The sequence below is a fragment of the Candidatus Photobacterium acropomis genome, assembly GCF_030685555.1.
Classification (GTDB): domain Bacteria; phylum Pseudomonadota; class Gammaproteobacteria; order Enterobacterales; family Vibrionaceae; genus Photobacterium; species Photobacterium lucens.
Map to the genome: position 1 here is coordinate 232470 of NZ_CP131608.1, position 26323 is coordinate 258792.

The 26323-nt window shown below is 41.5% G+C and carries 14 protein-coding genes and 10 tRNA genes; 8 read left to right on the forward strand and 16 right to left on the reverse strand.

Annotated elements, in window-relative coordinates; genetic code table 11:
* The first annotated feature begins 14 nt into the window (after nucleotides 1-14).
* Nucleotides 15-1142, forward strand: coding sequence for a BamA/TamA family outer membrane protein (locus Q7657_RS01055; protein WP_107166493.1), 1128 nt, complete (start codon nucleotides 15-17; stop codon nucleotides 1140-1142).
* On the forward strand, nucleotides 1142-2233 hold the full coding sequence (locus Q7657_RS01060) for a DUF4056 domain-containing protein (RefSeq protein WP_107166494.1): 1092 nt from the start codon (nucleotides 1142-1144) through the stop codon (nucleotides 2231-2233). The genes Q7657_RS01055 and Q7657_RS01060 overlap by 1 nt, the downstream gene beginning before the upstream one ends.
* 43 nt (nucleotides 2234-2276) lie before the next feature.
* On the opposite strand, the gene Q7657_RS01065 is transcribed toward Q7657_RS01060, so the two are convergent.
* Together Q7657_RS01065 and Q7657_RS01070 are read right to left on the reverse strand one after the other, a co-directional pair.
* Nucleotides 2277-2975 carry a class I SAM-dependent methyltransferase gene (locus tag Q7657_RS01065; protein WP_107166495.1) on the reverse strand — a complete coding sequence of 233 codons (699 nt, stop codon included), beginning with the start codon at nucleotides 2973-2975 and terminating at the stop codon, nucleotides 2277-2279.
* A 115-nt stretch (nucleotides 2976-3090) separates the two neighbouring features.
* Nucleotides 3091-3648, reverse strand: coding sequence for a 3'-5' exonuclease (locus Q7657_RS01070; protein ID WP_053986721.1), 558 nt, complete (start codon nucleotides 3646-3648; stop codon nucleotides 3091-3093).
* Between the two features lie 281 nt (nucleotides 3649-3929).
* On the opposite strand from Q7657_RS01070, the gene Q7657_RS01075 reads away from it, so the two are divergent.
* Nucleotides 3930-6821: a GNAT family N-acetyltransferase gene (locus Q7657_RS01075; RefSeq protein ID WP_107166496.1), complete on the forward strand. Its 2892-nt coding sequence runs from the start codon at nucleotides 3930-3932 to the stop codon at nucleotides 6819-6821.
* Between the two features lie 86 nt (nucleotides 6822-6907).
* Here the strand turns inward: Q7657_RS01075 and Q7657_RS01080 are convergent.
* The 10 genes from Q7657_RS01080 to Q7657_RS01125 all read right to left on the reverse strand — a co-directional run bounded on the left by Q7657_RS01080 (nucleotide 6908) and on the right by Q7657_RS01125 (nucleotide 8172).
* A tRNA-Asn gene (locus tag Q7657_RS01080) sits at nucleotides 6908-6983 on the reverse strand.
* A 7-nt stretch (nucleotides 6984-6990) separates the two neighbouring features.
* Nucleotides 6991-7075 (reverse strand) — tRNA-Tyr (locus Q7657_RS01085).
* A gap of 7 nt (nucleotides 7076-7082) precedes the next feature.
* Nucleotides 7083-7158: transfer RNA gene (locus tag Q7657_RS01090), tRNA-Thr, on the reverse strand.
* Between the two features lie 42 nt (nucleotides 7159-7200).
* Nucleotides 7201-7277 (reverse strand) — tRNA-Asp (locus Q7657_RS01095).
* A gap of 40 nt (nucleotides 7278-7317) precedes the next feature.
* Nucleotides 7318-7408: transfer RNA gene (locus Q7657_RS01100), tRNA-Ser, on the reverse strand.
* Between the two features lie 263 nt (nucleotides 7409-7671).
* Nucleotides 7672-7747: transfer RNA gene (locus tag Q7657_RS01105), tRNA-Asn, on the reverse strand.
* Nucleotides 7748-7754: 7 nt separating this feature from the next.
* Nucleotides 7755-7839 (reverse strand) — tRNA-Tyr (locus Q7657_RS01110).
* A gap of 7 nt (nucleotides 7840-7846) precedes the next feature.
* Nucleotides 7847-7922, reverse strand: a tRNA-Thr gene (locus Q7657_RS01115).
* 42 nt (nucleotides 7923-7964) lie between these two features.
* Nucleotides 7965-8041: transfer RNA gene (locus Q7657_RS01120), tRNA-Asp, on the reverse strand.
* A 40-nt stretch (nucleotides 8042-8081) separates the two neighbouring features.
* Nucleotides 8082-8172: transfer RNA gene (locus Q7657_RS01125), tRNA-Ser, on the reverse strand.
* A gap of 253 nt (nucleotides 8173-8425) precedes the next feature.
* Here Q7657_RS01125 and Q7657_RS01130 point away from each other — a divergent pair.
* Complete coding sequence (locus Q7657_RS01130; RefSeq protein ID WP_107167490.1) at nucleotides 8426-9049, forward strand: hypothetical protein; 624 nt, start codon at nucleotides 8426-8428, stop codon at nucleotides 9047-9049.
* A gap of 75 nt (nucleotides 9050-9124) precedes the next feature.
* On the forward strand, nucleotides 9125-9928 hold the full coding sequence (locus Q7657_RS01135; RefSeq protein WP_107167489.1) for an AraC family transcriptional regulator: 804 nt from the start codon (nucleotides 9125-9127) through the stop codon (nucleotides 9926-9928).
* A 3-nt stretch (nucleotides 9929-9931) separates the two neighbouring features.
* Here Q7657_RS01135 and Q7657_RS01140 read toward each other — a convergent pair whose 3' ends face one another.
* From Q7657_RS01140 to Q7657_RS01155, 4 genes are all read right to left on the reverse strand, one after another.
* Complete coding sequence (locus tag Q7657_RS01140; RefSeq protein ID WP_107167488.1) at nucleotides 9932-10213, reverse strand: hypothetical protein; 282 nt, start codon at nucleotides 10211-10213, stop codon at nucleotides 9932-9934.
* Between the two features lie 223 nt (nucleotides 10214-10436).
* A complete protein-coding gene (locus Q7657_RS01145; RefSeq protein ID WP_107167487.1) occupies nucleotides 10437-14843 on the reverse strand; it encodes a M36 family metallopeptidase in 4407 nt (1468 codons plus the stop codon).
* Nucleotides 14844-15258: 415 nt separating this feature from the next.
* Entirely contained in the window at nucleotides 15259-17544 is a 2286-nt protein-coding gene (locus tag Q7657_RS01150) for a patatin-like phospholipase family protein (protein ID WP_107167486.1), read from the reverse strand.
* 178 nt (nucleotides 17545-17722) lie between these two features.
* Nucleotides 17723-19723, reverse strand: a complete 2001-nt coding sequence (locus Q7657_RS01155) for a replication initiator protein RctB domain-containing protein (protein WP_053986398.1) — start codon at nucleotides 19721-19723, stop codon at nucleotides 17723-17725.
* Between the two features lie 1351 nt (nucleotides 19724-21074).
* Between Q7657_RS01155 and Q7657_RS01160 the strand changes: the two genes are divergently transcribed.
* The 3 genes from Q7657_RS01160 to Q7657_RS01170 all read left to right on the forward strand — a co-directional run bounded on the left by Q7657_RS01160 (nucleotide 21075) and on the right by Q7657_RS01170 (nucleotide 25485).
* Nucleotides 21075-22289, forward strand: a complete 1215-nt coding sequence (locus tag Q7657_RS01160) for an AAA family ATPase (RefSeq protein WP_053986397.1) — start codon at nucleotides 21075-21077, stop codon at nucleotides 22287-22289.
* A 6-nt stretch (nucleotides 22290-22295) separates the two neighbouring features.
* Nucleotides 22296-23270: a ParB/RepB/Spo0J family partition protein gene (locus Q7657_RS01165; protein WP_107167485.1), complete on the forward strand. Its 975-nt coding sequence runs from the start codon at nucleotides 22296-22298 to the stop codon at nucleotides 23268-23270.
* Nucleotides 23271-23370: 100 nt separating this feature from the next.
* Nucleotides 23371-25485, forward strand: a complete 2115-nt coding sequence (locus tag Q7657_RS01170) for a tRNA(Met) cytidine acetyltransferase TmcA (protein WP_107167484.1) — start codon at nucleotides 23371-23373, stop codon at nucleotides 25483-25485.
* Nucleotides 25486-26323: the final 838 nt, after the last annotated feature.

The window sequence follows — 26323 nt, forward strand, 5'->3', positions numbered from 1 at the left end:
GTCAGAGATCAACCATGAAACCTTGGCAGCTTTCCCCGTTATTGATTGTTAGTAGCTTTTCTTACCTAGCCCATGCTGAAACAGCACAGTCCGGCTGGGTAGATCAACTGCTGGAAAAACTTGGCTCAAGTGAAACAATTGATACTTCAGAAGGTATTGATTGGGGAGTATTGCCAGGGCCGTTTGCTAACCCAGAACAAGGGGTAGGGTTTGGTATGGCGGCAGTAGGACTTTACTCACCTAACGACTGGACGCCAGAGACACCATATTCCACCTTGGCAATCAAATCCTACATCTCCTCAATAGGCTCTTATGGTTTAGGGGTTGAAAATCGCAGCTACTTAAAGCAAGACAAACTGCGCTTGATTGGGGATGCATGGATCAGCCATTCCCCCCAACATTACTGGGGAGTAGGAAAAGCTGCGGCGCAAAACGACAACAATAAACGTGAGTATAATGGTCAGATAATCAAACTTGCGCCAAAGGTGTCATACCAGTTTTTACCTCATCAATACGTGAGTTTAGGTTGGGACTATCAACATTATTCACAACAAACCTTAGAAAAGACAAATGGGGTTGGTGAGCACAAACTTTCAAATCAACAAAGCAGTGGTATAAGCATTGCGTTGGAATATGACAGCCGAGACTTTGAACCCAACCCATACCGTGGACAATTGTGGTTTGCGGAATGGGTCGATTACAAAACCGCATTAGGCTCTGATCAAAATTACACACGCCTGACCCTGAACTACCGCCAATATGTTCAACTTGATAGCAATAACATTCTGGCTTGGGATGTCTACGGGCAGCGAGTAGATGGTGATATTCCTTGGTATGGCTATGCTGAGATGGGTAACGATGAACGAATGCGTGGTTACTACACAGGGCAATACCGTGATCGTTATTTACTATCTGGACAAATAGAGTGGCGACATCGCTTTAATCATCGTCATGGTGTGGTGACTTGGCTAGGTGGCGGTAATATTGCAAATAAAAGTGAGCAGTTACTATCAAGTAAGTTCTTGCCTAGCTTTGGTGTAGGTTATCGTTTCGCTTTTAAGCCTCGGATCAATGTTCGTATTGATTATGCCCTTGGTAAAGACAGCTCAGGTTTTTATTTTCACATTAATGAAGCCTTTTAATGAAAATAACCTCTCCATTTTTTGCAGGATTTAGCCTCATTGCGCTACTCATGAGCCCTTATAGTCATGCTTTAGATGCGCCCGTTGGGGTGCGTCCTTGCTGTGCTTTTGGGCAAGATCTCAAAACAGAGTTGCTTGGGCTACCAGTGCCTTTTTTTACCGTTGAGAATATTGTTGATAAGAAAGGACTCGGCAAACACCGTTACAATGATGGCTCTCAGAACGTAATCACCAGTTTACTTGGACTAGGTGATGAAACTAACGGACTGATCTACACGACAAAAGGCGGATTTATTGATACCGCCCATGTCCGTGATACCGCTGATTTTACCTACTACTTATATCAGCAAATCCACCAGTATCTAGGTACAGATCATCGTATTATCCTACCTGCTGAATTACGTGCTCGCCATATTCGCCTTAAAGAAAGTAAGCAAACACTTACTGCGCAAGAAAGGCATGATTACAGCCTAACGCTTGCCGCATTACTTGCTTTTCGTTTAGCACAATGGCATGAAATCGCCCAATGGTTTGGCTATCAATCTATCATCGGCTTTCCTGAGTTGGTCTCCGCTTTTTCACCCGAAGATCTCTATTCCAATATGTTAGGTGCTATTACGGCTAAACAAGTGTTAACCCAACAACCTAAGTTGTCACCAGAAGGCTTTGCTCAAGCGATGACGACAGCATTTACCGCACAGTTACAACAATTAGGTAGTGTTTCAACTCAAGAAACTAAACACCAAATTCAGCAGCTAAATGGACGATGGTGGGATCACGAAGCTCGTTTACCTCAAAAATGGGTCGTGATGAAACGAGACTATCAGTTAGGCTTAACGTTACACCCTAATGGAGTGAAAGGCGGTACCCCACTGACGTTATCAAACCAATTAAGTAACGGCGATAGCAGCACTCAGTGGGCTGAATTGTATTTACACAAAGTTGGCAACGAACCAACCTTTAGCAAGCTACCACCAGCACTTAAAAATGTCATCGTTTGGCAGCCAACTCAGTTTCAACAACTTGCCGATTTTGCCCAGCAACAAGATAAGCAAGAGCGTGGTGAAAGTACCCAAGTGATCAAAGAGTAGAAAGTACTCACCTCTCTCGATAAGTAGAGAGGTGAGAAATACATCAGGCCTTTACAGCACGAATAAACAAGAAGTTAGGCTTAGTGGTTAAATACTGATACGTCTTTTCACAAATCGCTTTCGCTTCTTCCAACACCTCACCTTCGCTTAATGCTGCAATCACAAAACCGTGAGCGGTTAACGCATGAGTAATTTCCGCCAGGGAGCGACGATAAAACGCCACTTCGACAGGCTCGCCTACGGTGTCCCATGTTTCACGAATAAACTCACGTTCAAAGTAATTACCAGACAGTGAACATTCAAAATCAGCAAACGGATGATGGGTTGAGAAAACAAACTCTCCACCTTGCTTGAGTACTCGGTGCACTTCTTGGCAAAGTGCAGCTAAATCTTCAAGGTAGTGGATCATCAATGCACTGACGACTAAATCTGCACTTTGATCGGCAACAAAAGGTAATCCTTCTGCTACATTGTGCGAGTAAGCATTCACCTTATCCCCCAACTTGGTTTTCACTAATTCGATCATCTCAGCAGAATAATCAATACAGGTGACTTGCCCTGCTTGTTGTTGAACAAAGTAGTTAGCGTAAACCCCTGAGCCACAACCAAGATCGATAATATCTTTGCCTTTTACCTCACCAATTAGTTTTTTCATGGTAGGAAAGTCATACATGGCATTGTAGATGTTCGCTTGGATCACCTGATCGTACTTAACGGCATGTTTTGAATAAAGTTCTGACATTGGGTAATACTCTTTAATAAATAAAAGAACAAGGCTGTCACTTGGGTATATAAACAACAAAGCCGACTTTATCAGTCGGCTTTACAAAAACACATTCAATGATGGTAACAAACAATTACTGAGCCTGATCGGACTCTTTGTCACAAAACATCGTCGCAGCTAGGCGAGCCAAATTATACGCATCCACATAACCTGAATGCTGACGGCCTTCCCACTCAACACCGGCAATTTCCATCGCAGCACGTTGGCCTAAGCGCTTATTGGTGACATGACGCTGCAATTTAAATAAGGTGGCTAAGTTTAAATACTCTTTAAACGGCACCTTCAGATCTTTTGCTAAGCACTCTTTTTTCAAAATACGATCATCATGTCCCCATGCGGCATAAATTTTATGGCGACCACCAAATTTCTGCTCGATCGATTTTAAGATCACGGAAAGCGGTTTACCGTTCTTTTCTACAATTTCAGGCTTAATGCCAGTTAGCTCAGTACAAAACGGGGAGATTTCATCTTTGGCAGGCCTCACATAATGCTGTGCTCTGCGAACGATTTTTCCTGTGTTGAGATCCAGCTCAGCGACACCAATCTCGATGATTTCACCGGTTCTGGATGTGCGGCCATCATTCCAACAACACATTTCGAGGTCGAAACACACAATACGGTCAAAATTCATTACTTATCCAAGTATCACAGGTAAAACAGCCGATGATCATACCACTATGCGCCAATCTGTTCATCCGTTTAGCAGCAAGACTGTCTCATTCTTTTTATTTAACAAGACACTAAATATGAACCAGACTTATACCTATAAAGCTTTGCAAATACACAAGATATTTCAACAGGCTTAATTATCTATCCCAAAACAACACATACCGCTATTAAGTGACTTGGATCTGGCTTATTTTCACTATAAAGCTGAATCATTTCTTTGGCATGCATAGGAAGCATTACACTATGACCCAACAGCAAGCCTCATTATCCCCACTCAAGCGCGCTAATCCGTCTAATAGCGACGCTCTTATCCACTGTATCTATGACAGCAGCCATGAACTGATGCAGTTTATGTTTGGCGATAAAGCCACAGCCTTAGCGGTATTACAAAAACTCTATTCTCATTCTAGTGGCTTGTTTAGTTATCGCTTTGGTTGGACGTATTCACAACACAACGAAATCAAAGGCGCGGTGCTGGGTTATTCCCGCCACCAGCTCACACAACAAGAGTTAATGGGTGCTATCCAGCTATTAATAGCAATGCCACTAACATTAAAAGCTCATCTGCTCACAACCGTACGTAAAGCGCTAGAAGGCTATGTACCTTTACCCTCAGAGGGAGCGTTTTATATCAATAATATTGCAGTTTGTGAGTCCGCCCGTGGGCAAGGGATAGGTACGGCGATCCTTGATGCTCTTTGCCTGCAATTAAAACAGCAAGGTTACCGTTATATCGAATTAGATGTGACAGAGTGCAATCAAGGTGCTATTCGCTTCTATAACGATTACGGCTTTACCCAAGTATCACAATCAGGCTCTAAAGAACTCTATCAACAGCATGGCTTACCTATCTTGCTGAGAATGCGTTATGTCTTAGACGATAAAGCTCACGCAAGCCAGCAGCCAAGCTATATCAATGTCATCAAAGAAGTTTCAAGGCTTTACCCGATTGCGGTGGATGAGGTTTATATTCCAGGGACAATAGAGCAATTACAAACAATGTTAAACACCACCACTAAGCCTATATCTATTGGTGGTGGGCGTTATAGTATGGGTGGACAAATCGCCTATGAAGGTTCTTTGCATATTGATATGCGAGGTTTAAATCGCATTCTTGATCTTAATGTCGAAGCAAAAACGATCCGTGTTCAAGCAGGGACTCGTTGGCGAGATATACAAGTAGCAATTAAAGATGATGGGCTGGCAGTCAAGATCATGCAGACCTATGCTAATTTCACGGTCGGTGGCTCACTCAGCGTCAATTGTCATGGTCGCTATGTTGGTTTAGGACCTTTGGTGTTATCGGTTAATGAAATCCTACTGTTATTAGAAGATGGCACAGCCGTTGTTGCCTCTCCCACGAAGCACAGTGAGCTATTCTATGGTGCTATTGGTGGTTACGGTGCGATTGGGATCATTGTTGAAGTCGAGTTATCGCTCACCACAGATAGTCATATTGAGCGATTACATACCAAAATGCCGCTTTCTCAATATCCTGCTTTTTTTAATCGTAATATTAAAACCAACTCGGATGCTGTTTTTCATAACGCTGATATGCTGCCGCCTCATTTTGATAAGGTGCAAGCGATCACATGGGAAAGCACTGACAAGGCCGTTAATGCAGCCCCAAGAAAAGCCCGCAAGCTGTATTTAGCAGAGAAATATATGCTATGGACCATCACAGAAGCGCCCTTTGGTTACTGGCTGCGAGAATACATTTATGAGCCTTTGCTGTATTGGCGTAACAAGATCACAACTCGAAATGATGAAGCCAATTATGATGTGGCAGAGTTAGAACCGATCTCGCGAGAGAAAACCACCTACGTCTTACAAGAGTATTTTATTCCCGTCGCTAATATTGGAAAGTTTACTCCTGCCATGACAGAGATCTTAAAGCGTTATGCAGTAAACACAGTCAATATTTCAATTCGTCATGCTAAACAAGATCCGGGAACCCTGCTTGCTTGGGCAAGAGAAGAGGTATTTGCCTTTGTGCTTTACTACAAACAAGGGGCAAGCCCTGCCGATCAAACCCGTGTTGCAATTTGGACTCGAGAGCTTATCGAAGCCGCTATTCATGCTGGTGGTTGTTATTATCTGCCTTATCAGCCCCATGCTCGGTTTGATCAGTTTCATCGTGCCTACCCTAATGCAACTGCACTGTTTACATTAAAAGAGAAATGGGATCCCAACTATCGCTTTCGCCATTGCCTATGGGAGAAATACTACCGCCAGAGTGACGATCTGCGATTATTTAGCCCAGACGAGATTAATCAGTCTGAATTTCGTCAAGTCTATAACACGATTTCAGGCCGAGATAATTTCTATCTGTTTTTGCAAAACATCTATCACTTATATCCAGAGCATCAATTCCACCAGCTGATCCTCGATACATGTCAGCAATTTAATAACGATGAAGCTATCTATGAAGAGCTTCAATATGCGCTAGTTGATATTAAACCAGCACTGGGCGATATACGTTATGCGCTACCCGCTTTAGCGAAGCAAAAACGGGAAATGATCAAACAAACCCAAGTGATATTACCAGCTAAGCATCATCTTGAAGGGTATTTAGAAATCGGCTCGACAGGGCGTTATGTTCATGGATTGAAAAAAGCACTGAAGCTCTCTGGCAAGGTATTTATCTCTAATGACGTCATGCCCGATCACTCACTAGCAGAGATCGCAGAGCGTGGCAGTATTAAACCTGTTGGTGAGTTTTTCGCTCTCAATAATTATGATCCTATCCCTGACAATATCATTGCAGATAATAGTTTAGATCTGATCACCTGCTACATCGGGCTTCATCACTGCCCGCCAGATAAACTCGACGGTTATATTGCTTCTATTTGTCGAGTACTTAAACCCGATGGTTATTTTATCTTACGAGATCACGATGCGGAAACAACACAGCAACGCACGTTTTGTTCGTTAGTGCATACCGTGTTTAATGCTGGGATCAATGTCAGCTGGCTAGACAATCAAGCAGAATTAAGAAACTTTCAAAGTATTGATTATTGGATAGCTGCATTAGAAAAACACGGGCTTTGTAATAGCAAACAGTATTTATTGCAAGATCACGACCCGTCACTTAATACGTTAATGTGTTTTAACAAAACATTCAAAGGAAGGTAGATAGAGTAAAAAGCAGCAACATTTCCACTCTATTTTAGATAATCCAAACGTAAAAAAGCCCGCAATTGCTTGCGGGCTTTTTTATTTGGCTCCTCCTGCTGGACTTGAACCAGCGACATACGGATTAACAGTCCGCCGTTCTACCGACTGAACTAAGGAGGAATTGTCATGGTGGTGGGGGAAGGATTCGAACCTTCGAAGGCAGTGCCGGCAGATTTACAATCTGCTCCCTTTGGCCACTCGGGAACCCCACCGAAATAATGGTGCCGACTACCGGAGTCGAACTGGTGACCTACTGATTACAAGTCAGTTGCTCTACCTACTGAGCTAAGTCGGCACATAATTTCGTGTCTTTAACGTTACCGTTAAAGCTAAATGTTGGCGGAGCGGACGGGACTCGAACCCGCGACCCCCGGCGTGACAGGCCGGTATTCTAACCAACTGAACTACCGCTCCAATTCTTTATGAAACCCGATTTTATCGAATCTCTAGAATATGGCGGAGAGATAGGGATTTGAACCCTAGATACGCTATTAACGTATGCCGGTTTTCAAGACCGGTGCTTTCAACCACTCAGCCATCTCTCCGTAAGTGCGGCGAATATTACCGACACATTGAAAAGCTGTAAAGCCTAAATTTGCAAAAAAACGATCGCTCGATTAACAAATATGCAGTTTGTTAGTAATTATTGCAAAGCTGATATTTATTAAGCGGTTAGAGAGACTTTAAATAGTATAAATAATACAAATTAAGGCATGCTATCTACATTATAAAGCCAAGAAAGATGAATAAACGGATAGGTGAATTTCAGATATAAAAAAGCCCGCAATTGCTTGCGGGCTTTTCTATTTGGCTCCTCCTGCTGGACTTGAACCAGCGACATACGGATTAACAGTCCGCCGTTCTACCGACTGAACTAAGGAGGAATTGTCATGGTGGTGGGGGAAGGATTCGAACCTTCGAAGGCAGTGCCGGCAGATTTACAATCTGCTCCCTTTGGCCACTCGGGAACCCCACCGAAATAATGGTGCCGACTACCGGAGTCGAACTGGTGACCTACTGATTACAAGTCAGTTGCTCTACCTACTGAGCTAAGTCGGCACATAATTTCGTGTCTTTAACGTTACCGTTAAAGCTAAATGTTGGCGGAGCGGACGGGACTCGAACCCGCGACCCCCGGCGTGACAGGCCGGTATTCTAACCAACTGAACTACCGCTCCAATTCTTTATGAAACCCGATTTTATCGAATCTCTAGAATATGGCGGAGAGATAGGGATTTGAACCCTAGATACGCTATTAACGTATGCCGGTTTTCAAGACCGGTGCTTTCAACCACTCAGCCATCTCTCCGTAAGTGCGGCGAATATTACCGACACATTGAAAAGCTGTAAAGCCTAAATTTGCAAAAAAACGATCGCTAGACTAACAAATGATCAGAGTGTTTATCTCTTTAACATGTTAGCGATAATTTACACATTATCGCACGCCATAAGAAAGCTCTAAGCAGTCATAGTGACTGATTCACCACATATGGATTAAAGCTTGCATATACTGAAAATAAGTGAGGTCAACGATATTACGTTAACAATCACAAGGATGTTATATGCCAAAACCAATCATCACTGTACTACTACTCTTATGCTGCACTAGCTGCGTGGTAATGTATCCTGCAAAATGGGAAGCAATTACCGTTATAGATGAATTAACTGGTGAGCAAACCTGTCGAGTTCGTGCCTTATCGCCAATGCAAACCCATAGCAGTTTCTATCCTATTATCGATATGGCTAATGATGAAGTTCGCGTAGGGATGCACAGCCCTGATGAAAACCCGCTGCCTGTGGGCGATATTCAATTACAAGTAGATAACCATTATCGTTTTTTGATCAAGCAAACCGATATGCCTTATTACTTACAACAGCAAGTCGACATCACTCCGAGAATATTGGCAGGATATGGCCCTTATTTAAATAACAGTAAACGGGCGCAGCGAGATCAGCTTCAACTCAGTTTTAGTACCGCTACCGCAAAGGCATTAAACACCACATCGCCCTACACTGTTGCTACGGGTAATATTGCTAAGCATCTCTTTAACCTGATGCTGACAGGTGATTTTTTAGAATATAAAGTCTTCGCAACAACACAGCACGGCGCGACATCTGGGCGCTATCCTTTAGATGCTAATTTTCTTAAATCACTACAGCTGTGTGGGATCAGTTGGCATCAATAGCCGATCCACATCTAGCCGATCTGATAAAAAACTGCGTATACTGCAACTTATCCTAGCGCAATACAGTCACGGCTTATGAAGAACGTCTACCAACCTTTATTTGATGATAATAATCCACCCAGTGAGATTTTCTTTGGTCATACGATTTTCTTACCTAATACCGGAACAGAAAAGCACCGTCATCCTTGGGGACAACTGCAGCTGATCAGTGGCGGTATCATTGAACTGGAAGCCGAAAACAAACATTTTCTTGCACCACCTCAATATGCGTTATGGGTACCGCCAGAAGTTGAGCACCAAAGTTATATACGCCGTAGCTTAAATTACTGCTCGATGAACATCACCAAGCCGCTTGCTAATGCATTACCCCACTATTCTTGCTTATTAGAAGTCAGTCCTTTGATGCAAGCGATGGTGCAGGATCTGCGTGAACGACGCATCGTTAATCCAGAAACACCACAAGATAAGCGTTTAGTGAAAGTCCTGTTTGATCAAGTCTTAATGAGTAAGGAGCATGAGCAATATCTACCGACCACGGATGATAAGCTGCTGCAATCGATGTTGATTGAGCTAGAGAAGAACCCGACCAATAATCGCAGCTTGGCACAATGGGCAAAGCAGCTGCATACCACTGAACGTACACTGGCTCGGCACTTTAAAGATAAATTAGGCATGAGTTTTACTGAGTGGCGACAACGACGAAAGTTTATTTACTCGTTGCATCTATTACGCAGTGGATTATCAGTAAAAGAAATTGCGCTGACACTGGGCTATCATCAAGCCTCACCTTTTATCACCGCATTTAAAAAACAATCTGGCAGTACGCCTGAACAATATCGCCAACGTTTAGGCGATGAGGCTATGCCACCGAAACTATAAACGTTATTTATTCCAGCCTAGAAATAACAACTTACTTAATAAACTCACGCTTGTACTGCATTCACCATCATAAACATAGTCTGACTGAAAATCAGCAGTGCGGTTTTCAGCTAAGCTTTTAACATATTGTTTATTATCAACAATCACAATTTTAGTAAAGCCACGAGAGTATGGTGACACATCATGCTTTAAAAATTGCAGTGCTCTTTTAGGATCTCGAGTGGTGGTAATAATATCTGGATGGCGTGATAGACCATGAGTGATTTTAAGCTTGAAAAAAGCCATGTTCAGTTATCCATAACAATAATTTTAACCATGGTAGGCAGCTCATATAGCAGGTGCAATCAATAACATTGTGCCATTTATTCCCTGTTACACTTCATTACTGCCTTGCATGGTTTCAACATGTTTTGATACAGCTGTTTTTAAGATGTTAAACCGACAGCCACCAGCGTTCGACAAAAAAGCCTCGCTATGAAGCGAGGCTTTGATTTGGTCTTTGTTGTCGTTAAGAACGATTTGGATCTAATGGGAACGCATCCTGCAGATCTGGCACTTGATCATTATCATCATCCTCGTCTTCAAAATCAGGTTTCTGATCGTTATCTGAATCCGTTAAATAAGTACGAGTGATAATTTCATAGGAGACACCGCCCACTTCATCTTGGGTTCCCGTCGAGCTTTCAAGCTGCATCACATCAATGTGGTAAAGTGCACTTTCTCTATCTGTGATCGGCATAGGATCAGCGATAAAGCGAAGTTTCACATTACCTTCATTAATATTTGAACCTGCGTTTGATGATGCATACAAATCACGGATCACATATGGGATTTGAGTTATGTGTTCCCATTGATCTTGCCCTGTAAACTCAACAAGATTAATCAAGATCTGCCCACCATCAGCAAGATATTTCTGCTGCGCTTGAGTCCCTATTTGTAGGGTGATCTTATTACTTAGATCAACACTACCTCTTGCGATCACAGAAACATCAATTTGATAGTTAAGTAGGAGATCAACAACATTCATGTTTCGCCATGCGATATTATTGTTATAACGGGTGTTATAGTTAATATCGGTAGTTTCAGGGTTGGTCATCGGATCTTGTGGATTCACCAAACGCGCCACTAAACAGTAATGTCCTGTTGATGGCGGCTCCCAAGCCACGGTTGCAAAAGCATCAGCCCCGACAGCAAGACTCGCTACCGTATCTGTACCCGCAAGCGTCCAATCAGCTGGCCAAGTTAACCCTGTAGATGCATGTGCCCAATACACTTCAACCGTAGTATTAAATGCCGTAGCTGCACCGCGATTTTTCACATTGACGTAAATTTCATTTTTCTGACCAAATTCAGGATTCTGATGTGGGCCAGGACTGCCAACGATGACGCGATTCCAAATTGCTTTACTGCGCCACATGGATTTACCAACCATATTGGCATCAGGCTCATTTCCTGTATCTGGTGCTGTACCAAAGTAATCATAATGGGTATCTTCAACCCATACATCAGCAGTATCATCACACGAATTTGGAATACCGAATCCATTGGTCACATTTAGGCTATTATTGCTTGGTGATATTGCATCTGTCCCCAAACCAAAGTCAGCAAATGTTTCCCAGATCAAACACACATCTTCACCAGAGTAATTGTCAATCGCGGCTTGGATAATACCGTCACGGGCATCAATAAAGCTTGGCGAACAAATAGTGTTTTTGAGCCCTTCCGTCACATACAACATCGCACGTTGATTACCTTTACCACCAGTGTAGTTGTAAAGATCGGCATCAAAACCATGTTTTGTTACTAGCGCCCAATACACTTCCCAAACCGCTTGAGTCCAGACCGAACCAATACCGTGTGGCACTGACATCCCGGACGCAATGCTCTCGTAGGTATACGTGTTTATAGCAGGATCGGTACTGTATTGTTGTGGACGAATACCCGCACCTGTGATCGGTTGCCCTAATACGTAAGTCCCGATACCACGAGGATCAGTGCCAGCCATACCCGCAGGTTGGGTCATCATGAGCGCATACAGATCACTGATCCCCTCTGATGGGCGTTGATAATTACTTAAGCAATTAATGTTTGCGGGACCACCGACTAAACGATTAGAAATACCGTGAGCATACTCATGGACAATAATGGCGTTATCAAAATCACCATCGCGTTGAGGTGTGGTGTACGACCAAAGGTACATCTGCATACGCGGACGAGTACCATCAGCAGGCGTCCAGAAGTTGGCATTATTCATCCCACCACCATCTTGCGCTTCTGCTCGCACATCATCGCCACCTAAACCCGGTGCACCATATTGGTTAACTTGGAAGTTGCCCGATGCCTGATCGAAACCATAAAGATAAGTAATATCATGAATAATATTATTCCAATGGAATAAATTTGCGGTTGCCGCTTCACTGCTATCAGCTGGTGGCAGTGCAAAATCCAGTGGGAATAAACAGTTAAGCCCAGCCATACAATCGGGTTCTAATCCCGTTGGTGAGCCAGAATTATCTGAATCGTTATACGCATGAACATTGTTACCACGCATAATGGTATGCTCAGCGCCTAATGTAGCATTGAGATCATGCCAGCCCCATGGTGAACCAGGGCTTGCAGCCGGATTGTTTTCCACTTGGCGTGTATTGATCGGTGCAGCATGGTTTGGTGACTCAACCGGGTATGGGAACACCTCGTAGCTGTCTTCATCAACTTGATCAAAATACGCAAGCAATGCACCGCTGTTCGCATCCACCAGCATTTGGTAAACGTGACGTTGATCATGCGTAAACAGCACAAATGACCACGCTAAACGCAGTTCATCATTTTTCACTGGTACATAAACCAACTTAGCTTCCACTTTTTCGCTGGATGCACTAGCAGCATCAATCACCGTCGGTTGTTCATCGTCAGCCAGATTTTCACTTTCAACCACAGGCTGATGACGCACTTTTATCCCAACTCGCTCTGCTGCGCTGATCACCGCTTGAGCAACGGTGACTGTTGGAGGATGTTTATCAACCACCACCAGATCAACATTTGGCGAGAAGGTATTATTCACACTTAAAATGCGTCCATCACGGTTCACATTAACCTGTAGTAAAGCATTAAATACATCGCGTCCATGCAGTTTTTGTTGAAGATAAAAACGTGTCGCTCCAGTTGCCGCCGTTTCATATACTTGCTGTTCAACGTTGGCAATATCAGTCGATGATAGATTTAATAACTCTTTATTTGCATTAAGATAATCCATCACAACCTGTTCAATGGACTGACTTGGATCGGCATCGGTTAGATAGCCCGTTTGGTTATAAATAACCCGAGCAACACCTGTATTTTTCTCAAAATCAATCTTAACCGGTGGGATCCTTACCATCATGTCATTGGCAAGGGTAATTTGTTGTGTCGTTGGCTCAACAAGCACATTTTGAGTCATCGTAACACGTGTATCATAGTTAAATGGCTCCACCGTATCTGCTGGTGGTGACTCCTGTGTCATTAAATAGAGATCAACATTATTAATACTCAAAGGATTGGCTGTTACCGCTTTTTGGGCAATATAACCAATCGCTTTCGCGGTAATATCATGATCACCGACCGATGCACTAAAGACGACAGCACCATCGGTTGTAAATGGATCAGAGCCCGTTACCCCTACTGGGGTCGTTGCATTATCAAGGAAGACTTGCGCATCTTTGACAGGGTTACCATTAACATCGTAAACATTCACTACAAAGTACGCATTTAATGCCGTAACAATATCGACTGTCGTATCATTAAAAGTCACCTGACAGCCAACCATTTTATCATTGTGCTCTAAATGGAAACTCTCTGATGTACAAGTTGCAAACGCGATATTTGGATTATCAACAACATCAAAGAATTTCAATGTCATAAATAAACCATGCGTTTGTGACTGCTGAAAATTTAAATTCACTGGCACAACCCCAACATAGCTATCAGGATCATCAGTAACAGGTGTAAAGGTGATCATGCCATCAAACAAGATCATATTATCGGGATCTAACAGTTTAATTTCTGTTTGCAGATCGGCTAATTGACTCACATGAGTAATAATGGAGCTTGGAATTTTCACCATTATTTCAGTGCTATCTCCCTGCTCATTAAATGAAATAACTGTCACACCCATTAATGGCACAACATCATAATTCACTTCAGCCGTATTTTGATCAATATTCAAAGTCTGATTTGGGATCTCTAAATGCCCCACTTTTTCAGTATCATCATAAAAATTAATATTAACTAAATAGCTACCATACTGAATATTAAAAAACAGATCTGACTGAGAGGTGTTTTTATTAATCAAGAACTTCATCTCTTGATTATTATCGAGCCCTATCCCTACTACTGGTGAACCTAAGCCTAATAAGTTCAGTTCATTAGGATCGACTCTAAAATACAGTTTAGCCATTTCAGGATTGACGGAAACATCGGTGTCCACCTTACCAAGCACAGGGTGCAAGTTCATCGCAACAGGTGAGTTACCATCGACAATATCAACGTTAGCTTCACCATGGTATTTCTGACCATCATGAACAATATCTAGCACTAGATCATAATTGCCAGGCTCTAAACCAATCGTAGTTTCTGAGCTCACTGTAAAGGTATTAAGATCTAAAGACGCTTTCCAATCAAACTGTTCTGTCGTATTGGTTGCAGTATTGGTGGCTTGTAAAATACCTTCAAGCAAAATAGGCGTCGCGGTATTTTTACCAACGTTGCCACTGTTTGCCACCGGTATCGCCATTCGAAATGCACTAAACTCAGGCGTAAAATCAACGGTGACGGCATCACTCGGCGGCTCCGTTGTTTGTGGTTCTCCACCACCGCCACCTCCACAGCTAACAATGCTGATTAACATTGCTAACCAGATAAATATCCGAATTATTTTCATGGTTCGCCTCTATATACTCAATATATTATTATTCAATTGATAGGGATATAAATTGACTTTGTGAGTATAGAAACGGTGATTTATTTATTTGTCTTGTTTAAAAGAAATAATATTCTTATCAAATAAGTCCTAATTATTTATTCTTAATCAAATAAAAAACCAAAATAAATAAAACTTTTTTAGATAAAAAAAAGCGAGCATAAAGCTCGCTAAAAAGTTATTCGACACAGAATGTTATTAATATTCAATATCCTTACTGAAACTATTAATAACCTGTACGAAAAGACAAAGGTTATATCGCAAATGATTTTGTCATAACCTCAGATATATTTGTCATGGAAATGCAAATATCGATAACATCACCAGAATGTATTAAAAAAACGGAACCAATGTTTCGCTTTTTACTTAATTTCTATTACCAACGCCCACCCAGCGATAAGTAAAATGAGTTCTGTCCACCTTCCGCTAAACCGTAACTGAGGTATACAGGCCCTAAAATAGAATCCACCGCAACATAGACGCTACCCGCAGTGACAGCACTATCCCAAGACACTTCAGAGGATTTATCCCACACTCCGCCGTGCTCTAATGAACCACCAACATAGACAGGCAGTTTAAATGCACCAAAATTGTTATCTAATAAGCGATAGCGATATACCATGCTAGTAAATGCGCTGTAACGACCATTTAATTCATAGCGGTGATAACCGGACAGATTAAACAAGCCCCCTAACGCTTGTGCATAAATCGGTAACATTTCATCAGAATCTGATCCAGCTACTTTAGCTGTCAACGCAACGGTATGGCGTTCATAGCTCAACGGTTTTTTGAACGACAGATCATAAAAGACAGTTTCGCCATCCACTTTGCCACGGTTATGGAATTCACTACGAGTATGGTTATATCCTACTTTTGCATTGGCATATAGACCCGATGATGGGAAGAAGAAATTGTCTAAATCATCGTACGTCATGTTCATATAAGGGCCATGTAAGAAATAGTTTTCTTGCGTATCAGCAGCTTGAACGGAAATTTTACCTTTTTGAACACTATAGCCAAGTTTCACTTCAGCAGACGATTTTAAATTCCAACCCAGCTCTGCAAATCCTTCAACATGGCTATATTCCGCTTCAATATTGAAAAGCTCTGCAGGCCCTTTATCTTGGTTATCAAAAGTAAAGCGAGAGAATTTACGCACTTCATTACTGATCCCACCACCAAATGCGGTAAAGTATTTCTGCTCATAATCTAATGGGAAATAAAACGCAGTATTAAGGTTTTTCCAACTGCCCAAGGTAAACTCAGTTAACCACTCACCGCCTTTATCCGTTAGATCGGTATAAATATACTGTGCCCCAAAAGAGAAATTAGAACGATTAACGAAATCATCTTCAAAGGCAAGAGTGAAGTTCAGATAGCCCGGCCCCCATGATTTCTCATTAATGTCCATATGCAGAACATTTTTGCCATCTTCTTGCTCTATTTGATAGGTAATACGACCATAAATATCTTCACTTTGTAGTCGCTTCACTCCTTGCTCTAATTCTTCATTAGAGATCACGCGTCCCGTTTTAAGCTTTAATTGTGCCAATAAGGTTCTATCAGGTAAGCGCGTATTATTTTTGATTTTTATATCATCGATATAATAAGCCGTAGCAGAAGATAATTGACTGCGACGACTTTGTTTTTCTTTGGTATAAGCTTGATAGTCTTGCTCTGACAATTGATAACGACGTAATTTAGGTAAGGCCAATTCCGCTATTTTTTTCCCTGCCAGATACGCTTTTTTCATTTGATCAAAATCAGCTGCCGTCATGAAGGTGACATCCGGCTGAAGATAAACATCACGCTGATCCATCAATGCTTTTTGAGCATCCGCACTGGCATTGGTCATGAACGTTGTAAGCTGAGCGACAATATTCAACGCACTATTAAGCTCTTTACTTGGCATTAAATTATCGCGTAAATCGACAGCAATAATGACATCAGCACCAAGCGCTTGTGCAACATTGACTGGCATGTTGTTGACGACACCACCGTCGACCAATAACTTGCCGTCAAGATGAACGGGTTTTAATGCGCCAGGAACAGTCATCGACGCTTGCATCGCTGTCGCTAAATGACCGGAGCTTAGAATGACTGGCGTTACTGAGGCGATATCTGTTGCAACGCTACGATAAGGGATCGCAAGTTGATCGAAAGAAGTGAGTGACGGTAAATTATCAGTGACTTCACGTAAGATTTTGGCAAAACCTTGGCCCTGAAAAGCACCAGGTCTTGATTTAAACTCTCCGTTGAGATCAAGACCAATATCGGTATGTAATTGATATGTATCACTTTGCTGTTTACGACGTAACGTAAGATCATTTCGTTCAGCACGATCGAGATAACCATCTTGCCATTCCACATTGAACGTACGACGCTTAACTTCTTTGGCCGTTAAGCCCATTGCATACATACCGCCAACATAAGCCCCCATACTGGTACCTGTGACAATATCAACAGGAATACGGTTTTTCTCAAGCACCTCCAGCACACCAATATGTGCGGCGCCTTTGGCTCCACCGCCACTTAAAACTAAACCAATACGTTGACGATCGACATGAGGACGATCGGCATTATCAGCATAAACACTTAACGACTGAACAGTTAACGTAAAACAAAATAGCGTTTTAATTAATTTATGCTTCAACACACCCATCTTCCCACTATCAATCCTTCGCCAGTGTGATGTTTTACACACGTAAACAACGTATAAAGAAAACATTCACAAAAGTTATTAGTACCCTAGATAAGATACACTAACTTCGACTTGTTCCGTTAAATAAATGAAAAAAAGAGCGTTATTTCTACGCTCTTTTTTGAAAGTTTATATAAAGTTAAATGCCTTTGGCGACATCGTCGAGAGCTTTTAGTACCTGCTCATTAATATGGCCTTCATGGACTAACTGACACACTTTACGCCGCACAGCGAGTCCCGAAATTAAACGCTCAATCGATAAATGACGTTCATCTTGACGACTGTTGTAGAGCTCGACCGTTTTACTAAGCGTTTCGTAACTGACTTTCTCGCCAGCAACATAAAGCCAATCAAGCTTCTCTAAATACCCCTGACACTCTTCTGTAATTGCAGATGAAGAATGTCCAGTCATCGCCGATAAGGCTGTTATACTGCGTTGTAGCGCCTCTGGAGAGGTATATTTAGATAAGATTATCGTTAATTCATCAGCATTGATTTCTACCAAGTGCTTTCGCAGCTTAATACGACGTCCTAAACGCCCTTTTGGTCGTGCTGGCTTTCGCTGGATCGGCTCAAACTCACCATCAATGATAGCTGACAGTTGCTCTAACTCTTGCTTAGGTAAAATCTCATTACGCAACGGGTTTGGCATGGTTGGTGCCATGGTGCGTTTACCTTCATTGTAAGTTTTTGCACGAGAGAAACGGATCACTTCATCAGCGTCACACTTAATATCAATACGATAATCGGTATAGCGTTTGTCTAGATCCTCGGCACTGATCGTAAGATGATATCCCCATAAATTAACCGCAAAGATGCTGTCTGTGACCTTTCCTTCAGCTAATTTCTTCAGTTCTCGGATCAAATCAGAAGAAAAACGACGCCATTCAATATTCCTGGCAAGCTTTTGATTTAACTCACTTAACAGCATCGAGTCATTGACCCGACGAGACATACGACTACGGAAAAATGTATACAATTGGAACACCAATGTATGCTGACGTAAGATCTCTGGCGGAAATAGGAAAAAATAATCGCGCGTTAGCAGCTCATCAAAAAACGAGGGTTCCCATACTAAAATATACAGGTTCGGCTTGATCCTGATCTCACCATCTTCCCCTTCTTGTGGCGCTTCTTCAGAGGCTGTGATCGTACGAGCAATAAAACGGAAACGATCACTTTTAAATCCTTCCGGCATATTTTCACTTAACCAACGCCCCGTTAATTCGTGTAACTGAAAGTCAGTAAATTCAATACGATCAATACTTTCACGAATTGAATCACGTGCAGGACCGCTGTCTTTCTTGCCACGTAACGCCAAAATATCAGTGATATAAACAGGGGTTTTATTCACCATTGAGCGCGCTTGGATCTCATAATCCGCAATATGGTGATCGTGATATTGCACCGTCAGCGTGAATAAGGCGAAAAGTGTCATCAGATCGTCAACAGTCATGATCGACTTAGATGATCGTGTTTCGATGATAGCTTTGGTACCACTGATCGCGACCATTGATTTTTGATAACTTTTTTTGGTTCGTGGCGGAGCTAATGCTTGATCAATGATCCCTGCCCAACTGGTCGGTGAAACTACAATTTGATCCGCTTCATCAGGCATCGTCGGTGGTGTACCTAAGCCATGCTCAGTCAATAAACGACGATTAACGTGATTTTGCGCTAAAGCTTTTGAACGTTTTTGTTTTTCTTTCTCTTTGAACTGATCTGATTGCAAACTGCCTGTGCCGAGTTGAGAGATCAGCAATGCTGGATTGATGAAATGGTGTAGCATGGTTTTACCAGCTAATCCTTCTTCAAATCTCACTGGCTGTTGATTAAATAAACCAACATTTACCGCAGCACGTAAGCGTTGTTGGATCGCAGCACGGGTTAATTGCCCTTCTGTCGCTTCAACAAGTTCAGTTGTTGAAACCAAACCATCTTGGCTTGATAGTCCACGTAACGAAATAATATTGAGTAATTCAATAATACTTTTAGTGACACCTTTAAAGTGTTGATACTGAGGAAGCCAGTCAACCAAGCTTGCTGGGATCGCAAATAAATGGCCATCTTTGTGTGATCGTGGTGCTTCGATCAATATCTTTTCAACGGGGGTATTGTCACTATTACGGGGTGGTTTCATCTGTCATTGACCGTAGATCCATCATCTTTCCGCAAAGATTAATAGAAAAAGATCAAGAAATAAAGTTTTTTGTTTAAAGATTTTTAATACTGATCTTTATGTTTATTTCTGATCTTATTGATTAAGTGATCTTATGATCTGATTTGAAAACGGTCTTTAACTTATTGTTTTAAAAAATGATTGTAAAACACAGTTATGGAACAATGATCAACGCATTATCGGAAACGTGATCATAACAAGCCTGAAAACATGATCATCATAGCATTGGAAAGATGATCATCATGAATGTGAAACGATGATCATCACAAGTTTGAAAGCATGATCATGATTCTTTCAATGGTTATGTACAGAGTTATCCACAGGGTTCGTTTTTTGAAGCTCAATTTTATCGTAGTAAGTGGTCAAATGAGGCTTATTTGGTCTGGAAAGATGATCAAGTGTTTGTATTTGTAGTGCTGATTTATGATGGTTGCTGGTTTTATAACCGATATCATTCTTTGTTGTGATTCGGCTTTGTTGGCATTGAATTGAAAATACACTTATTGATACGGTCATATTACATTGAGTTCTGGGCCTATTATTACGGAAAAATGATCAAGTCGGTGTTGGTGTATTTCAATTTACCGTTATTTTTGTTGTTGAATAATAAATATGCCTATTCTAATGATGAATTTTGTCAGTTAAACCCTTATTGAATCTACATTCTCCGTAAATTATCTCCTATTTATCATGCTTCCGTATTTTCATTCGATTGGACTGAAATTTACTTATTTATCTTGATCATTTTTCCAAGCCCCCTCGATCTTTTGACCCTGTAAATGCAGTGAGCTGATGCGATGCAATTATCTTGATCATCGTTTCATGATCAAGACAATTTCGACGGAACAATGATCAAGTGTGTTAATGATCAAATTTGTTTTGGTGCGCTTCTATCTCCTTAAAATCGACTGATTTCAGCTAGAGATTTGGTTTTAGTGTTGAAATGGCTATGAAATTAAGCAATTTCATCATATCTTTAATTATGCTGTGTTTTTATCCATTTTTCAGAGGTGTTGAAATTGAAAATACATGCTCCGTAAATTAGCCAATATTTCTCATTCTTCTGGCTAATTCCAATTTACATTGTAAAGAAGTGACGCTGTAACACTTTAAATCTGTCGTGATTTAAAGGTCATTAATCATTAAAAAATGACAACCTATCTGCATTATTTCCTCTAAATATTGTGCTTTTTATATTTTTTTCGCTTTTTGACTTGAGATTGACATCACACTGAATGTTCAGCTTTTTATTGTTGTAATTTGTATTTGCTGTACAATGTTAACCAGTCAATCATCATGGCGAAGAGTGATAATGAATAGGGAACAGACGATCCAAAATTTGCTCAATATTGCTGAGCAAACAAAACAAGTACAAGCGGACCGAATTGAGATTGTTTTAGAAGAGCGTCGTGAGGAATTATTCCCACCGATGTCTAAAGCATTGATGGAAACACGTTCAGGTTTAACCCGTCGTAAATTAGATGATGCGATTTCTCGTATGGAAGCAGATGGCCATCAATTTACCAAGAACAATGCAAACCACTACTCTATTACCTTAGAAGAAGCGCATAAATTAATGCAAGCGGCTAAAAAACCGGCTTTCTATGAGCGTGAAGGTGCAGGGCGTAAACCTTGGGTTGTGAATGTGCAGAACCAAAAAGGTGGTACGGGTAAGTCGATGACTGCGGTTCATCTTGCGGCGTGTTTAGCATTAGATTTAGATAAGCGTTACCGTATTTGTCTTATCGATCTTGATCCACAGGGCTCATTACGCTTGTTTTTGAACCCTTTGATTAGTGTGGGTAAACAAGAAACTATTTACTCAGCCGTAGACGTGATGCTGGATAACGTGCCTGAAGGCGTGCAGATGGATAAAAACTTTGTGATGGATAATGTGGTGATGCCAACCCAATATCCTAACTTAAAAACCATTGCTGCTTTCCCAGAAGATGCGATGTTTAACGCTGATGCATGGCAGGATCTAGCTGTAAATCAAGACCTTGATATCGTTCGATTACTAAAAGAAAAAGTGATTGATCCTATTGCTGATGAATTTGACATCATCATGATTGATACAGGTCCTCACATCGATCCATTAGTGTGGAATGCAATGTATGCATCGAACGCACTGATCATTCCATGTGCGGCTAAGCGTCTTGACTGGGCTTCTACTGTTAACTTTTTCCAGCATTTACCTACGGTTTATGAAATGTTCCCGGAAGAGTGGCACGGGTTAGAATTTATTCGTTTAATGCCAACTATGTTTGAAGACGATAATAAAAAGCAAGTTTCTGTGTTAACAGAAATGAACTATTTATTACGTGATCAAGTGATGATGGCAACAGTACCAAGAAGTCGTGCATTTGAGACTTGTGCTGATACTTACAGCACAGTATTTGATCTAACGGCAGCTGAGTTTGAAGGGGGTAAAAAGACCCTTTCAACCGCTCAAGAAGCTATTCAACGTGTCGGTCTAGAGCTTGAGCGTGTGATGCATAGCCATTGGGCAAATCTTAACGAGGAGTAATAACAGATGGCAATTAAAACGACTGATCTTAATGCTCGTCTGTTTGGTAAAGCTGACAAACGTCGAGCAACCAACGTTACAGAAGCGCAAACAGCAGCACGTGATAAAGCAGCTGTGATTGAATTAGCGGTTGCGGGTGAAGAAACAGTCGCGTTTGAATTAGTAAAAATTAATGCTGATGATGTTAGTACGAAGACGATCGTTTTTGCAGAAAATGCGCGTGAGCAGGCATTTTTAAACGAGCATGCACTGGCTGATATTTTATCGACGTTGAAAGATCGCGGACAGCAGTATCCGGCGGTAGGTCGTTGGTTAGACGATGGTCGAATTGAAGTGCTCGACGGTAGTCGTCGTCGCATGTCGTGTATTTTAGCCCATAAAGATTTTCTTATTTATGTGGCGAAAGGCATTAATAGCGAACATGCTAAGTTTCTTTCTGATGTTGCTAACGCCCATAAACCACTGAGTTTGTATGAGCGTGGTAAAGAGATGCAGCACTTACTTGATAGCGGCAAAGTGGCTGATCAAAAAGAATTAGCACGTTACTGTCAATGTAGTGAAGCGTTAGTGAGTGGTGCATTAAAAGCGGCAAGTTTACCAATGGAATTGTTGATGGCATACCCTAGTGTTGGGGAATTAGGCCGCCCAACAATTGTCAAACTTCACCGTGTGTTCTTTGGTTTAGCGCCTGAGCAGCAAAAGCACATGATCCAAGAGCTAAGCTCGGATAAAACGGCATTATGGAAAACCATTAATGCACAAGGGATCAGCCGTATTACTCGTGAAGTAACGGTAAAACTTGAAGAGATGGGGGATGCATTACAACCAAAAGCGGTCGTAGAGAAGCCATCATCACAAGAGTTGATCAAGGGCAAAGTGAGCTACACCCGCGATGGTGATAAGCTTCAACTGCGCTTGAAAAAAATGAGTGATCGCCAAGTTAGCGACATTCTTGCTTATTTAAATGATTACTTAAAATAAGCCGTTTAAAAAACCACGCAAATGAGCGTGGTTTTTTTTACCTTGTAATTTCCTTTCGCATGTTATGATCTCAGCCAATCTGTGTTGCTTGGATCATTTTATGTTGTCTTCACTTCCTCCTTTTATTTCTCAGTTACGTGATAATTCTGTTCAATGCCATTGTCGACGATTAGTGATTGTCGAGGGGGCGTTAGATTGGTCAACAGAGATCGCTATGGCGTTTTCTCAACACTATCCAAGCACATTATGGGCAGGAGAATCAGCACCAATTGCTTTGCCGTCATGCCGTTTTAAAAATGCCAAGCAGTGGTTAGGGCAAGAGTCTGATTGTTTAATTATTAATGCTCATGATGGTATAGATGCCAATGTACTCGGTGCGCTTTCCGGCACGATCCGTGGTGGTGGAGTGATGTTATTACTGCTACCTACAGCATGGTCTGAGATGCAATCATGTCTACCGTTTACTCAACATATTGCGGCTGTTTCTGCGATGGAAGAGGTGATCACCTTAACTGAAAATATATCAATACCACCATTGATTTTCCCTTCGATAGCTGAGCGTTCCGTAAGTGACTATGTATCGACAGCACCTAGATATTGTTTAACGACACAGCAGGAATTGGCAGTTGAGGGTATTTTAAAAGTCAGTACTGGTCATCGTAAACGACCATTAGTGTTATCAGCAGATAGAGGCCGAGGAAAATCTTCTGCATTAGGTATTGCTGCTGCTGAGTTAATGGGATCGCGCAAAATAAAAATTGCCGTTACAGCCCCGTCTTTTGCTTGTGCTTCGACTCTCTTTTCACATGCTACCCAACGACTAGTCGCACCTGATTGTTCTCATCCTCATCGTATTATTTGCCAGGGTAGTGAATTGACTTTTGTCGCTGCTGATATGATTTGTCAAACAGCACGAGACTTCGATCTTATCTTAGTGGATGAAGCGGCAGCTATTGCGGCAGATACATTATCTCAATTGCTTGATGCCCATAATCGTCTTGTTTTTGCCACGACAATTCACGGGTATGAAGGTACGGGACGAGGTTTTGAAATTAAATTCAAACAAGCACTCAATCAGAAAATGCCGCAATGGCGTGGGCTGCACCTTGATCAACCTATTCGTTGGGCTGTCAACGATCCCCTTGAAGCTTGGGTATTTAAGGCATTATTGCTTGATGCCGAACATTCAATGCTGTCCGTTTTTTCTAAAGGGGAGACTCAATACGGTTTGCTCGACAAATCGGAGTTGTTGCGAACGCCTGATTTATTGTCTCAGCTGGTTGGTTTACTGATCAACGCTCATTATCAAACATCACCGAATGATGTTCAGCAATTGCTAAATGATGATAGTCAGCAAGTCATTGTTGCTCGTGTTGGTAGTGAGATCATTGGCTGTTGTTTATTGGTCAAAGAAGGTGGTTTTGATGAAGCACTTGCAACGGATGTTGTGCAAGGTAAACGCCGTCCCAAAGGGCATTTACTGGCACAATCGGTTGCCGCTCATTTAGGATTTAAAACGGCAGCAATGCAACGTTGTTATCGTATTTTACGTATTGCAGTTTTACCAACGTTGCAACAACAAGGGATTGGAAAGCAATTAATTGAGGCCGCAGAGCAATTAGCGAAAGCTCAAGCAATGGATTATATCGGAACCAGTTTTGGTTCGACGCCTGAGTTGGTTTCGTTTTGGACTCAATCTCAGTTTGAACCGATTCGATTAGGTATTACTAAAGACAGTGCCAGTGGTCATCATTCTTTGTTAATGGTCAAAGCCATTAATCCTGGTTGTCATTCATTGTGGTTGGATGATGCAAAGCAATTGTTCTCTGCGACATTTAGCGCACAACGAGTTGAGCAGTTTTCAGAACTATCACCGTTATTGTTTCTTTTATTATATCGTCACAGTGCCCAACGTTCTGTTTCTTACTCTTTATCTCCGTCATTAATTACGATGCAATTGGCTAGTTTTGCTCATGGCAGTTTCGGTTATGATACGGTCGTCGCGAGTTTAGAAATGAAGTTGAGCAAGTTTATTTTGAATAATAAGGAAAGTTATTCTGACGAATTATTGCTGGCTGTAGCAAAAGTATTACAAAAACAATCTTGGTCTGATGTGGTGAGTCGGTTTAGTTTTACTGGTAAAAAGCAGGCTGAAGCGGCATTACGGACATTTGTAGGTCACTATCTTGTATTGGATAGCGATAGTAATGTTTAACTATCACCATAGAAGAAGACTGTTTACAGTGTAAATTGGTTTACTTTTTTATTTACAGTGTAAATTCATGAATGACTTTACACTGTAAATCTTGCCATTAGCATTTCTGCTCACTGCTCACTGCTCACTGCTCACTGCTCACTGCTCACTGCTCACTGCTCACTGCTCACTGCTCACTGCTCACTGCTCACTGCTCACTGCTCACTGCTCACTGCTCACTGCTCACTGCTCACTGCTCACTGCTCACTGCTCACTGCTCAATACTCAATACTCAATACTCAATACTCAATACTCAATACTCAATACTCAATACTCAATACTCAATACTCAATACTCAATACTCAATACTCAATACTCAATACTCAATACTCAATACTCAATACTCAATACTCAATACTCAATACTCAATACTCAATACTCAATACTCAATACTCAATACTCAATACTCAATACTCAATACTCAATACTCAATACTCAATACTCAATACTCAATACTCAATACTCAATACTCAATACTCAATACTCAGGGAAGGTGTTTTCAATCTATGGTTTTAAACGCTTAATAAATTTGCTCTTATTATTTGTATGCAGTTGTTTGTATATTGGTTTGTTTGTGGGGTAAATGCTTAACTGTATTTACACTGTAAATTAAGAGGAGTAAAAGTCTTTACAGAATCGATTAAATTTGAGCTGGTAAGTTTACAGTGTAAATTGATATTACGTTTAGCGTTTGAGGGAAAGGATTCATATGCTTGGGATTATAGTCATTGATTATCTGGAGAAGTGATTATTGTTGACGCTATTCAATAATTAATGGGATGGTAAAACACTTAGTAGA

Excerpts from the sequence above, each read along its gene's own strand:
- Q7657_RS01145 (WP_107167487.1), bottom strand. The coding sequence starts at position 14,843 with ATGAAAATAATTCGGATATTTATCTGGTTAGCAATGTTAATCAGCATT.
- Q7657_RS01140 (WP_107167488.1), bottom strand. The coding sequence starts at position 10,213 with ATGGCTTTTTTCAAGCTTAAAATCACTCATGGTCTATCACGCCATCCA.
- Q7657_RS01075 (WP_107166496.1), top strand. The coding sequence starts at position 3,930 with ATGACCCAACAGCAAGCCTCATTATCCCCACTCAAGCGCGCTAATCCG.
- Q7657_RS01130 (WP_107167490.1), top strand. The coding sequence starts at position 8,426 with ATGCCAAAACCAATCATCACTGTACTACTACTCTTATGCTGCACTAGC.
- Q7657_RS01065 (WP_107166495.1), bottom strand. The coding sequence starts at position 2,975 with ATGTCAGAACTTTATTCAAAACATGCCGTTAAGTACGATCAGGTGATC.
- Q7657_RS01155 (WP_053986398.1), bottom strand. The coding sequence starts at position 19,723 with ATGAAACCACCCCGTAATAGTGACAATACCCCCGTTGAAAAGATATTG.
- Q7657_RS01170 (WP_107167484.1), top strand. The coding sequence starts at position 23,371 with ATGTTGTCTTCACTTCCTCCTTTTATTTCTCAGTTACGTGATAATTCT.
- Q7657_RS01150 (WP_107167486.1), bottom strand. The coding sequence starts at position 17,544 with ATGGGTGTGTTGAAGCATAAATTAATTAAAACGCTATTTTGTTTTACG.
- Q7657_RS01070 (WP_053986721.1), bottom strand. The coding sequence starts at position 3,648 with ATGAATTTTGACCGTATTGTGTGTTTCGACCTCGAAATGTGTTGTTGG.
- Q7657_RS01135 (WP_107167489.1), top strand. The coding sequence starts at position 9,125 with ATGAAGAACGTCTACCAACCTTTATTTGATGATAATAATCCACCCAGT.
- Q7657_RS01160 (WP_053986397.1), top strand. The coding sequence starts at position 21,075 with ATGAATAGGGAACAGACGATCCAAAATTTGCTCAATATTGCTGAGCAA.
- Q7657_RS01055 (WP_107166493.1), top strand. The coding sequence starts at position 15 with ATGAAACCTTGGCAGCTTTCCCCGTTATTGATTGTTAGTAGCTTTTCT.
- Q7657_RS01060 (WP_107166494.1), top strand. The coding sequence starts at position 1,142 with ATGAAAATAACCTCTCCATTTTTTGCAGGATTTAGCCTCATTGCGCTA.
- Q7657_RS01165 (WP_107167485.1), top strand. The coding sequence starts at position 22,296 with ATGGCAATTAAAACGACTGATCTTAATGCTCGTCTGTTTGGTAAAGCT.